The organism is Dehalococcoidia bacterium, from assembly GCA_022449765.1.
Taxonomy (GTDB): Bacteria; Chloroflexota; Dehalococcoidia; order Lucifugimonadales; family Australimonadaceae; genus UBA2963.
Map to the genome: position 1 here is coordinate 1 of JAKUPZ010000021.1, position 12,346 is coordinate 12,346.

The window sequence follows — 12,346 nt, forward strand, 5'->3', positions numbered from 1 at the left end:
TTGGTACCATTATTTCTCTAACCGGCGTCTGATCGAGATGCAAGATAGCGCGTATCATTTGTCGCTCGTGTATTTCTAACGATTCTTCAGCTATCGTTTCCTCCACATCTAGTGAGGCTTCAGGGCTAATTACTCCGTTACTATTATTACCTTGCTCAATTTCCTGATCTGCTCCCGCTATGCGTAGACCTGATCGTGAAAATACTCGTATCGGCAAAAGAGGCCATAGAAGCAATTGGACGATGGTTCCAAATGTTACAAGTGGACCAATTGAAAGGCGTTGGACAATATTTTCAATTACTGGAGAGGCGATAGTTAAAACAAGCCATATCCCAATCAATATGCCTGTGATTGGAATCCAATGGAGCTCCGTGGAAACAATTAGCCATCCTAGGCCAGATGCGGAAATTATTGCAGATGTAAGGGGAAGAAGGAGCCAAATCAAATCTTCATAAGCCGATCGATCTGTTCTGAGTCGTCTCAGAGATGCTTCTCTAATCCCTCGTTCATTCAGAGATTCTCGAACATTTGCTCGCCGAAGCAAAGGTAAGGCAGCATCAGCTGCGTGCAAACCAAGAAATGGAATTACTGAAAGAATAAATATTATTACTAGGGCCGTATTACCACTATCCAAGGGTATCCCTCTCCTTTTTTGAGAGCAATTTTAATGAACTAGATTTACTCATTTTCTTCGCGGGGATTCCTGAAACTCTTGTATTAGCAGGAACATCCCTTGTCACGACTGCACCAGCTGCAGTCATCGCCCCTCTACCTACCTTCACTGGGGCCACTAATAAACTGTCGCTCCCAATGAAGGCATTGTTCTCTATTTCCGTAACATGTTTTTCTGAGCCGTCAAAATTGCAAGTGACTACTCCTGCCCCTATATTGACTTCGTTCCCAATACGAGAATCACCGATATAGCAGAAATGCCCTACATGCGTATCTCGCCCAATATGGCTCGCTTTAATTTCAACATGGGAGCCAATATATGCATTCTCCGAAATTACAGTCCCAGGCCTTATATGTGAATAAGGACCGACATGGCTACTTTCTTCCAAAGTGGAATTGTCGACAACAGAATTATCTATTACTACATTGGGACCAATCATCGAATCAACAATCCGCGTATTTGGGCCTATCACAGCGCCTGATTCAATTACTGTCGAGCCAATTATTGATGTATTGGGATGAATAGTTACGTCAGCAGAAACACTTGCTGTCATGTCAAAATAAATAGTAGCCCTATCAAGGAGTGTCACTCCAGATTCCAGTGCCGATATTCGAAGCCTTTCCTGAGCAGCGGTCTCGGCATCAGACAAATCCAGTTTCGTATTCACGCTTAGAGATTCAGAGACATCCAATGTCGCATAGCACTCAATTTTTTCGTCACGCTTTGAAGCCAATTCAATTAAATCAGTAAGGTTATATTCCCCGTTCGGATGCACCTTTAGATCACTGATAACTGACCGTAACCATTCGGCATCAAAAGCGTAAACTCCGACATTAATCTCATATATAGGTAAATTTATGTTTCTATATTCTGGATGCTCAAGAATTTTTAAAGCATTGCCGGATGGAGCTCGATGCACTATTCCAACCTGCTGCTGAGGCATCATTTCAGAAGCACATGTAAGTAATGTTATTTTTGCATCCGTAGATTCATGGTGCAGTGCTAAAGCCTCAACTGTTTCAGGCCTAACCAAAGGAACATCTGCATTAATAACTACAATATGCCTGACGTCGTGATCTACTGCAATTAATCCTGTAGCCAGTGCATGGCCTGTACCTAAAGCCTCTGGCTGATTAATACATTTGTACTCAGGCCCCAGAATATCTTTTAGCAGGTCTGAGTTATCGGGGGAAGAAATGACCATAGGAGTCAATGGATGTACGCTTGAAGCAGCACAAACAGCGTGGAGCACGAGCGGAAGGCCCGCGACCTTGTGAAGGACTTTAGGCAAAGACGATTTCATACGACTACCTTTGCCAGCAGCCAGGACAATTGATGTCCATGAATCCATATTATGCTCTAGGTTTAAAACCTTTTACGAGCTTAAATTCTCCCGTATCTAACATATCTTACAGTTGAATATTCTGTAATACCTCACGCAATCATGCTTGAAGCCATAGAAATGGTACGTAGGATGGATTCTTAGTGTCAAGGCCAATATGTTCAAATGCTATGGGGATAATCAAAGATTATGCTAAAATCTTACCTCTGGAGAGATGGCTGAGCGGTTGAAGGCGGCGGTCTCGAAAACCGTTGTAGGGGGTTTCCTCTACCAAGGGTTCGAATCCCTTTCTCTCCGCCATCTATAATAGTATTAATTTTCGGAGAGGTGCCGGAGTGGCCGATCGGGCACGACTGGAAATCGTGTAGGGGCGCAAGTCTCTCGCGGGTTCGAATCCCGCTCTCTCCGCCATTTTTTTGACGCGTAAGCTAGCAAATTTCTCTAAAAGGGTTGACAAACCCAGCATGGTTTCGCGTATTTTGGAAATATGGAATCAAACGATAATCAAAAAACCTCTGGACTCACAGGGCAAAAACTTGTCATTGTGGAATCTCCAACCAAAGCTAGAACAATCTCAAGATTTTTAGGCAATGATTTTCAAGTTCTCGCCTCGATGGGGCATGTAAGAGATTTACCTGACCGACGTATCTCGGTTGACCCCGAAGATGAATTCAAAGCCATTTATCAAATTACCCCGACAGCAAAGCCTGTGGTGAATGCAATAAAGGCAGCAGCAAAAAACGCACCAGAAATCTATCTCGCCACTGATCCAGATCGTGAGGGTGAAGCGATTGCATGGCATCTGCTTGAAGCAGCGGAAATCAAAAAACCAGTGCAAAGAGTTGTCTTCCATTCAATAACCGAAAATGCAGTGGATGAAGCATTTGCACATCCTCGGGAAATTGACATGCGATTAGTTAACGCTCAGTTTGCGCGCCGTCACATAGATCGGTTAATTGGCTACCCAACTAGTAACCTACTAAGACGGTATGTTCAAAAAGGGAGCTCTGCAGGGAGAGTGCAATCTCCCGCTCTACGAATGGTTGTAGAGCGCGAGGAGGAAATTCGTAAGTTTGTGCCTATCGAGTACTGGGTAATCAATGCAAATTTCTCCACCAGCAAGGGAAAATACTTCACTGCTCCATTAGTACATATAAACGGAAAGCCAATTCCAAAGCCAGGTATAAAAAATGAAGAAGACGTCAATTTAATTGAATCAGATTTAAAACAATCCGACTTTAAGGTGACTTCATTAAAGGAAAAACCTGTCAAACAAAAACCCTCAGCTCCATTCATCACTACGACCCTCCAGAGGGAGGCATCTAATAAATTGCGCTTTGATCCTGACAGAACAATGCGAATCGCACAACAGCTTTATGAAGGCATTGAATTAGGTGATGGTGCTGTTGGATTAATTACCTACATGCGTACTGATTCACCCCAGGTTGATAAAAGTGCAATTAGCGAAACGCGGACATACATCCAATCTCGATGGGGTCTTGATTATTTACCAAGTACGCCGAGAGTACATTCCAACAAAAGAAACCAAGCTGTTGCGGCTCAGGAAGCTCACGAGGCAATAAGGCCCACTGATGTGACAAGATCGCCAGAATCTATTCGCAAACACCTTAAATCTGATCAAGCCAAGCTATATGAGCTGATTTGGAACAGAATGATTGCTAGCCAAATGGCTGATGAAGCAGGGGTTACGACTACTGTCGAAATTGGGGCATCTTCAAGTACTGACTCTTCGTACCTCTTTCGAAAATCCGGATATGTCCCAAAGTTCTTAGGGTTCGCGATTCTATATAAAGAAGATCCTTCTGAGAGTTCTGAAGAGCCGGATGCAGAGGAAAGTGTCCAGGACATTTTCCCGAACCTTGTGGTCGGTGAAGTAATACAATGCAAAAAATTCGACCGCAAGCAAAGTTTTACAAAGGCTCCTGCAAGATTTACTCAAGCAAGCCTCATTAAAGCATTGGAAGAAAATGGCATAGGACGTCCAAGCACCTATGCCAGTACTTTATCGACAATTATAAAGCGTAATCAGGTAGGAATCGAAGAGCGGCGCCTTGCGCCTACCCCACTGGGTGAAGCTATATGTCAACAATTACAAAATCACCTTAGCAATCTAGTTGATTATGAATTCACAGCTAGGCTGGAAGAGGATCTAGATGAAATAGCCAATGGCGACAGCGAATACCTTGATATTATGAAACGGTTTTATATACCCTTCAATCTTTCATTAGAAACAGCAAAGGAAAATATTGAAAGAATTTCACTTTCTGAGGAGACCGACCGGTTTTGCCCCGACGGTCACTCTCTGGTTCGCAGGTTTGGACGAAGCGGATATTTTATTGGATGCAGTATGTATCCGGAGTGTAAATATACTGAGCCAGAAGATGGGCCACCAGTTAACATCGACACCGGAGTAATTTGTCGAGAACCTTCATGTGGGGGAAGTATCGTTGAGAAAAAAAGTAGGCGTGGTTCTATTTTTTGGGGGTGCAGTAATTACCCGAAATGCAGGTTCACCATCTCTAAAATGCCTTTAATTGATCCATGCCCCATATGTGAAGGAATGATGGTACAAGGTAATCGCGGGGATGAATGTGCAGGAGAATGTGTAACAAAAGCAGCAGTGTCCTGCCCCAAAGCAGATTGTGACGGGGTTTTACTCGAAAAACGTGGTCGCTTCGGGCCGTTTTGGGGATGCAATAATTATCCCAAGTGCAAAACCATAGTAAATAAATTGCCTCTTAAAGATGCTTGTCCCGTATGTGAAGGCCTGACTGTATCCGGCCCTAAAGAGATCCCTCAATGTTACGACAAAGAATGCGGCTGGAAAGGGTCACTCACAGAAAGCGATCCTAATGTAATAACAATTGTTCTCAAATAAACGTCACGAGTACCTTGTAAGTAGCAGCAGAAAAGGCTAGAAATAAGATCGTGGAAAGCATCTGGGAAAAACATTTTGCTCAATATGAGCGATATTTGCGCTCAAGTCGCGCCCTGTCCGAAAAAACAATAACTAATTATTTAAAAGATCTATTTATTTTAAAAGAATATTTAACTATCCAAGAATTATCTCTCACCTTAGACGAGTCAGGGTTATACGCCTTTCTCAGTCGAAACGGTTCAATATCAATTGCAAGTGAATATCGCTCTTTCATGCGGGATTTTATATCTTGGCTCCTTGAAAAGCGTGTGATATCTGGCGGGATAGGCACCGGCACAAGAGGGCACAGTCGTGCAAGTATCCGGAGGATACTTGCATCAATTCGAGGGTTTATTAGGTTTCTGATAGAAGGGAATCATCTCCCTGATGCTGAATTATGGCATATACGTTCTGCCCAAATGGCCAGAATAACACCCAAATCCTCGCAAAAACTGCCTGATTTACTTTCGCAAAAAGAAGCCTTCGATTTAATTAACACCGCAAAAACTACAGCCACACATGCACAAAGCTACCTCAGGAACTTAGCCTTAATCGAAATTCTTTACGGATGCGGCCTCCGCGTAAGCGAGGTTAGTCAATTAAATTGGAACCATGTAAACATTACCCAAGCAACTGTACGAGTTATTGGAAAAGGTCAAAAAGAGAGAGAGGTACCAATCGGAGAGCATGCATTGTCCGCGCTTGTTGAATACTCTATGCAACATCAAACCAGCACAGGTCCAATTTTCCTAAACGCTAAAGGTAATAGGCTAAGCAATAGGTCAATACAAAGGATCGTTCACAACTACTCTGTCCTTTCAGGTCTAAGAAACGACATACATCCCCATACTTTGAGACATTCCTACGCGACCCACCTTTTGGATGGTGGCGCAGACTTGAGAATCGTCCAGGAACTTCTGGGCCACTCCACTCCGAGCGCTACACAGGTGTACACTCATGTTAGTCAAGGTGAAGCAAAAAAAGTCTATTTAAACAGTCACCCGTTGGCAAAAAAAGATGGACTATCAAGATAAAATAAATTGATAATGGAATAACTATGACAATTCTTATCGTTAACGGACCCAATTTAAACCTTCTCGGTCAACGTGAGCCAGAAATATATGGCCACACCACTCTGTCAGATATCGAGAGTTCCCTGACTACCTATGCCGACAAAGTTGGAGCTAAAGTAAATTTCTTTCAATCAAATTCCGAGGGTGATTTAATCGATTTTATTCAAAAAAATGCCGCCACAAGTACTGCTCTAATTTTAAATGGAGCAGGATTTACGCATACCAGCGTCGCGTTGCGCGATTGCATAGCAGCCTTATCAATTCCTGTAGTTGAAGTGCATCTTTCAAATATTCATGCAAGAGAAGAATTCAGGCATACCTCACTAACAGCACCAGTTGCTAAAGGCATAATCAGTGGACTTGGGCCGACAGGCTACCTCCTTGCTCTTGAATATCTTGTATCAACTGAAGGTGTTTCATGAATTTCACAAATAGAATTACACGTCTTCGCGAAAAACTTGCTGAGCAACAATTGGATGCAATATTAATATCATCCAGTGAAAACCGCTCGTACTTTTCTGGGTTCCGTGGCTCTGCTGGATATTTATGGATCACTCCACGTGAGGCAATATTAGCTACAGATTTTCGATATACCGAGCAGGCTGCCTTTGAAGCCCCAGATTACGAAATTGTTCGAATAACTGCAGGACCCAGTTGGCTCAAAAACGCGGCATCATCAAGCAATATCGCCCAGATAGGCGTAGAAGATCATGACCTTACCCTAGCAGGGTACAATTCAATAAAAGAGCAGCTCTCAGATATTCCAAATAAACCGAAACTCATTCCAACAGGGTTTATGTGTAATCAACTTAGGGCAGTTAAAGATGCTAAGGAAATTGAACTCTTAGTACAGGCCATAAATTTTGCAGATCAAGCAATCGAAACTGTGGGTGCTACCCTTAAACCTGGTGTAACTGAACGAGAAATTTCCTGGGATTTAGAGAAAACTATGCGCGAGTTAGGAGCTGATGGCATCTCGTTTAATACAATCGTTGCTTCAGGCCCTAATGGAGCAAAAGCCCATCATAAACCCACCGATCGCAGGCTGGAAATTGGCGATGGAGTAGTTATCGATATGGGAGCTTTATATCAAGGCTACTGCAGCGATATTACACGTACATTCGTAATCGGCAAGGTAAGCCCTGAGTTCAGGAAAATTTACGATATTGTATTGAGCGCCCAAGAAACTGCTGAAGCCACAGCTAGTGCCGGAATGAGCGGTACCGATGTAGATGGACTCGCGCGGCAGGTCATAGAATCTGCAGGATATGGAAATGAATTCGGGCACAGCCTTGGGCATGGAATTGGTATTGCAGTACATGAACTCCCAGGCGTGGGTCCAAATTCAGCTAATACCATTGAAAACGGAATGGTCTTTAGTGTCGAACCTGGCATTTATATAGAGGGGTGGGGTGGAGTTCGTATAGAGGATCTCGTATTAATGGAAAATAATCGTCCTCGAGTATTAACTAAAGCACACAAGCGAGACTTGGTCGTAATATAAATTTTTAGGAGTAAGTAAAATGGTAATGGAATTCGGAGACTTACGCAGGGGCGCAACTATTGAAATGGATGGAGTGCCATTTAAAGTAGAAGAATATTACCAGCAAAAAATGCAACAGCGAGCCCCCGTATATCACATAAAAATGCGAAATCTCATCACAGGGCAATTATTAGATAAAACATTCTCAGGGTACGGATTGAAGCTCACAAAAGCCCCTGTAGAGAACAGGGAGTGTACTTTCTTATTCGAAGCAGACGATATCTATACATTCATGGACTCCAGTACATTTGATCAATATGAAATTTCAAAAGATATAGTTCGAGAAAACACTGACTACTTAGTAGATCAAACTACATGTGAATTAGTTTTCTACCGAGAAAAACCAATCATGGTAGAAATGCCTACTACGGTCGATCTACAAGTAACCGACACTCCACCTGCTTATAAGGGCGACACTGCATCTGGAGGCGGTAAGCCAGCAACATTAGAGACAGGTATTAGGATCACCGTTCCAATGTTTGTGGCTATAGGTGAAAAGGTCCGAGTCGACACACGTAACGGGGAATACGTTACACGCGTAACTGACTGATTAATGCAAATCTACACAGTAAGTCAGCTATCCAATTACATTAAGACATTACTTAATGAAGATCTTTATTTGCGAGATATATGGGTGACGGGAGAGGTGTCTTCATTGTCTAGCCCTAGCTCGGGACATCGATATTTCAATTTTAAAGACAATGATAGTGAGATCAGAGCGGTTATGTTTAGGGGCAATACCGCAAACGGTGCTGATAATTTAATCGATGGCTCTCAAGTTAATATTGAAGGATATGTGTCCTATTATGAAGTAAGGGGCCAGATACAACTGTATGCAAGGTCCGTAATGCCTGTTGGTGCAGGCGAGTTATCGGTGGAATTTGAAAAATTGCGCAGTCAATTACAGGCCGAAGGCCTTTTTGACCCCTCTAGGAAAAGGCCTATCCCTGTCTACCCTAAAAAAATAGGAATTGTGACGTCGGCAAGTGGAGCGGTAATTCATGACATTATTACTACATTGGAAGCACGGTATCCATTAACCGAAATCGTATTTTGCCCATCAAGCGTACAAGGTGACGAGGCTCCTGTTGAAATCGCAGATGGAATAAAAATCCTACAACAAATACCTGGCGTCGAAGTGATTATTGTAGGTAGAGGCGGAGGTTCCGCTGAGGATCTTTGGGCGTTTAATACAGAAATTGTTGCTAGAGCAATCTATGCCAGTCAAGTCCCAATTGTAAGTGCGGTAGGGCATGAAACTGATACTACTATTGCAGATTATGTTGCAGACGTGCGCGCGGCGACGCCGACAGCTGCAGCTACTATCTGTACTCCGGACAAGAATATATTGGAACAAGAAATAAATTCTTTTCTTTTTCGATCAGCTAATGCGACTCTTACCTCAATTAATGAGGCCGAATCTCTTGTAAGTTTCTTTTTAGAGAAAATGAAAAATTATTTGCCTGATATTGATGTACAGCGTCAAAAAGTTGATGACATTTTAGAAAGAGTTAATTTATCTCTTCAGTCGTTTCTCCAAATCCAAAAGGAAAAAACAAAAACTCAAATTTCTGCACTCTCAACATTGAATCCTGAGGCAGTACTAAAAAGAGGGTACGCTATCGTTACGACACAAAATGCGACGCCCATAATGTCTACAAAAAGCATTACGACAGGTAGTATCGTAAAAACAAGACTCCAGGATGGAGAGTTTGAATCGAAGGTCCTATGAATAATTCAGAAAATGAGACAAGCCTTACTTTTGAGGAAGCTATAACCCAACTCAGAGATACCGTACAATCACTTGAAGCTGGAAATGCAACCTTAGAAGAAGCGACTACTTTGTTTGAAAAGGGTATGGGCTTAGCAAAAATCTGCAATGAACTGCTTTCGCAAGCTGAATTAAAAGTAACCAATCTTCAAAAAGAGTTTGAGAAGCAAATTCAGATGTTAGAAAACCCTGAGGACTAGGTATGAATTTTCGTGGTGATTTTCATATGCATACCTACTTTTCATATGACTGCTTGGTCAGCCCAGAAGCTCTAGTCAAAAGATGTGAAACGGTCAATCTTAATTGCATTGCAGTAACTGATCATAACTCTATTGAGGGTGCTAAAGCCGTTAAAAAAATAGCTCCTTTTCACGTAATAATCGGTGCAGAGATTAAATCAACGGAAGGTGAAATTACTGGCCTGTTCCTTGAAGAAATCATACCTGCTGGACTTTCACCTATCGAAACGATTAAACGTATCAAAGAGCAGAATGGAATTGTATCAGTGCCGCATCCTTTTACCGGAGGTGGGCGTTCCGCATTAAGTAAACCAATTGCAATTGAAATACTTCCATATGTGGATTTAATAGAAGGCTTTAATGCAAGAACAATGAATTCTGCAGACAACATGAAAGCTAAAGAATTCGCCCAAGAACATAAATTACCAATGACAGCAGTCAGTGACGCTCATACTACAAGGGAATTAGGTGCAACCTATACAGAATTTTCAGGATTTGATGGAAGCAAAGAAAGTTTTATTGCAGCGATTTCTGATGCAAATCGTGTAGAAGTTGAAGCAGGTAAATTTGTCCATGTGTACACCACATTGAATAAACTAATCCATCGCTTCAAAAAATACAGTTAAAAGTCTAATCACTAGGCAGTTAGAGGAACGTATTGACCGTGAATATAGGCTGGTTTTCCTCTGGAAGAGGAAGAGGGTCACGTGCGATGCTGGAGCATACAGTCTCGCATATACGAAGCCATACCCTAGACTGTGAAATTCAGTTTGTTTTCTGTCACCGTGAAGAAGGTGAAGGACAAGGTAGTGACGACTATTTGAAAAGAGTCTCAGACCTCCATATTCCTTCAATTACCATTTCATCCAAAAGATTCCGTGAAAACCATAATGATCAATTTGCGAAATACCGGGAAGAATTTGATCAATTAGTCTTCGAGGCGATTAAGCCTTATGACGTAGACATATGCGTCCTTGCGGGATATCTATTGATCATAAGCCCAGTATTACTAAAAAAAGGCTCGTTCATAAATTTACATCCTTCATTACCTGGGGGCCCGAAAGGACTCTGGCAAGAGGTAATCTGGCAAACAATCGTTAACAAAAACTATTCCACTGGAGCAATGACTTTTCTTGTCAGCGAAGAATTAGATGAAGGGCCTCCGCTTGCGTTCGCTGAAATTCCATTAACAGGTCCTGAGTTCCAAAATGATTGGGATTTATTGCGACTTGGTTCAATCGAGCAAATAAAAGCAAGCCAGGGAGAAAATTTTTCGTTGTTCCAAAAAATACGAAATGCTCAAATTCCTCTAGAAGCACCTCTATTAACTGAAACGTTGCGAATGTTCGCCGATAAGAAAATAGGTATACAAGAAATTCACCGCGCCTCAGATCTACCAATTGACCTGACAGGTTCTATGCAGATTTAGACTGGGTTTTATTGACGTTCGAAATCTCAATGACTTGCCCAGTTTTTGACAGCAGGACGGGAGCATTAATTTTTCCATCCGGGCTAGCGTCAATAACACATTTTTCAACATGCTCAAGTGAAGGCAGTTCATACATTACATCCAGCAATGACTCTTCTATGATCGCTCTTAAGCCTCGTGCGCCTGTTTTGCGCCCAAGAGCAAGTTCCGCTGCTGCATTAAGAGCAGCGTCTGTAAATGTCAACTCAACATCCTCTAATTTAAACAAATGTTGGAATTGCTTAATTACGGCGTTCTTAGGTTCCGTCAGGACGCGCACCAGTGAATCTTGGCCCAAAGCGTGAAGCGTAACGTTAATAGGAAGTCTTCCAATAAACTCTGGAATAAATCCATATTCAAGTAAATCTTCCGGTTCAAAAGCGTCTTTTATTGCTACATCGGAACTTGTATCCACCAAGGAAGAATGGAATCCCATTCCTTTTGCAGAAAGTATTCGATCTTCTACGATTTTATCAAGGCCATCGAATGCGCCTCCACAAATAAATAATATATTAGAGGTATTGAGCTGCAGGAAATCTTGCTGAGGATGTTTTCGCCCTCCCTGTGGAGGAACATTTACAACGGAGCCTTCCACTAATTTGAGTAGCGCTTGTTGAACTCCTTCACCTGAAACATCTCTGGTTATGGAAGGGTTTGCGCTCTTACGAGCTAGTTTATCTATTTCATCAATGTATATGATTCCATGTTCCGCTCGGGAAATATCATAATCAGCAGCTTGAATCAGTCGCAACAAAATATTTTCGACGTCTTCACCAACATATCCTGCTTCAGTAAGCGATGTAGCATCAGCAATTGCGAATGGCACTTCTAATATACGGGCTAAAGTCTGAGCAAAAATCGTCTTTCCTGAGCCAGTTGGCCCTACAAGCAAGATATTGCTCTTTTGTATTTCTACGCTCGTAGAATCCATATTTGAGCGAACTCGCTTGTAATGGTTATATACCGCCACGCTTAAAACGCGTTTTGCGCGATCTTGATCAATTACATATTCATCTAATCTACTCGTTATTTCCTTTGGTGAAAGGGATGCACCTGATGGAGCATTTGGAGACGAAAATGGAGCAATTTCTTCAGTAATAATTTGCTGGCATAAACGTACGCACTCATCGCAAATATAAACACGGCCAGGTCCAGCTACTAAACGTTTAACCGCATTTTGCGATTTGCCGCAAAAACTACAGACATGCTCTTCTCGGCCGGTTATATTCCCTGAATTATTTGCCATTACAGGACCTTATCACTTCGCCTTTTCTGCTCCTGCGGTCGTCGCGCCAAGTA

At 42.3% G+C, this 12,346-nt stretch carries 12 protein-coding genes and 2 tRNA genes; 11 read left to right on the plus strand and 3 right to left on the minus strand.

The window, feature by feature from the left end:
* Together MK127_07855 and glmU are read right to left on the minus strand one after the other, a co-directional pair.
* The coding region (locus tag MK127_07855; protein ID MCH2532706.1) for a hypothetical protein at positions 1-634 on the minus strand (634 nt) is incomplete at its 3' end.
* The gene (gene glmU, locus MK127_07860; GenBank protein ID MCH2532707.1) at positions 627-2,024 is read right to left on the minus strand and encodes a bifunctional UDP-N-acetylglucosamine diphosphorylase/glucosamine-1-phosphate N-acetyltransferase GlmU; all 1,398 of its coding nucleotides are present in this window, start codon (positions 2,022-2,024) and stop codon (positions 627-629) included. The genes glmU and MK127_07855, both read right to left, overlap by 8 nt.
* 199 nt (positions 2,025-2,223) lie before the next feature.
* On the opposite strand from glmU, the gene MK127_07865 reads away from it, so the two are divergent.
* From MK127_07865 to MK127_07915, 11 genes are all read left to right on the plus strand, one after another.
* Positions 2,224-2,315: transfer RNA gene (locus tag MK127_07865), tRNA-Ser, on the plus strand.
* A 21-nt stretch (positions 2,316-2,336) separates the two neighbouring features.
* Positions 2,337-2,426: transfer RNA gene (locus MK127_07870), tRNA-Ser, on the plus strand.
* 76 nt (positions 2,427-2,502) lie between these two features.
* Positions 2,503-4,914, plus strand: coding sequence for a type I DNA topoisomerase (gene topA / locus MK127_07875; GenBank protein ID MCH2532708.1), 2,412 nt, complete (start codon positions 2,503-2,505; stop codon positions 4,912-4,914).
* A gap of 50 nt (positions 4,915-4,964) precedes the next feature.
* Positions 4,965-5,987 carry a tyrosine-type recombinase/integrase gene (locus MK127_07880; protein ID MCH2532709.1) on the plus strand — a complete coding sequence of 341 codons (1,023 nt, stop codon included), beginning with the start codon at positions 4,965-4,967 and terminating at the stop codon, positions 5,985-5,987.
* 23 nt (positions 5,988-6,010) lie between these two features.
* Positions 6,011-6,448, plus strand: a complete 438-nt coding sequence (gene aroQ / locus MK127_07885) for a type II 3-dehydroquinate dehydratase (protein MCH2532710.1) — start codon at positions 6,011-6,013, stop codon at positions 6,446-6,448.
* Positions 6,445-7,530: an aminopeptidase P family protein gene (locus MK127_07890; protein MCH2532711.1), complete on the plus strand. Its 1,086-nt coding sequence runs from the start codon at positions 6,445-6,447 to the stop codon at positions 7,528-7,530. The genes aroQ and MK127_07890 overlap by 4 nt, the downstream gene beginning before the upstream one ends.
* 25 nt (positions 7,531-7,555) lie before the next feature.
* Positions 7,556-8,119: an elongation factor P gene (gene efp / locus MK127_07895; protein MCH2532712.1), complete on the plus strand. Its 564-nt coding sequence runs from the start codon at positions 7,556-7,558 to the stop codon at positions 8,117-8,119.
* 3 nt (positions 8,120-8,122) lie between these two features.
* Entirely contained in the window at positions 8,123-9,301 is a 1,179-nt protein-coding gene (xseA, locus tag MK127_07900; GenBank protein MCH2532713.1) for an exodeoxyribonuclease VII large subunit, read from the plus strand.
* Positions 9,298-9,540 carry an exodeoxyribonuclease VII small subunit gene (gene xseB, locus MK127_07905; GenBank protein ID MCH2532714.1) on the plus strand — a complete coding sequence of 81 codons (243 nt, stop codon included), beginning with the start codon at positions 9,298-9,300 and terminating at the stop codon, positions 9,538-9,540. The genes xseA and xseB overlap by 4 nt, the downstream gene beginning before the upstream one ends.
* A 2-nt stretch (positions 9,541-9,542) precedes the next feature.
* The gene (locus tag MK127_07910) at positions 9,543-10,205 is read left to right on the plus strand and encodes a PHP domain-containing protein (protein ID MCH2532715.1); all 663 of its coding nucleotides are present in this window, start codon (positions 9,543-9,545) and stop codon (positions 10,203-10,205) included.
* A 38-nt stretch (positions 10,206-10,243) separates the two neighbouring features.
* Entirely contained in the window at positions 10,244-11,008 is a 765-nt protein-coding gene (locus MK127_07915; GenBank protein ID MCH2532716.1) for a hypothetical protein, read from the plus strand.
* Here the strand turns inward: MK127_07915 and clpX are convergent.
* A complete protein-coding gene (gene clpX / locus MK127_07920; GenBank protein MCH2532717.1) occupies positions 10,995-12,293 on the minus strand; it encodes an ATP-dependent Clp protease ATP-binding subunit ClpX in 1,299 nt (432 codons plus the stop codon). The genes MK127_07915 and clpX overlap by 14 nt on opposite strands.
* Positions 12,294-12,346 lie beyond the last annotated feature (53 nt).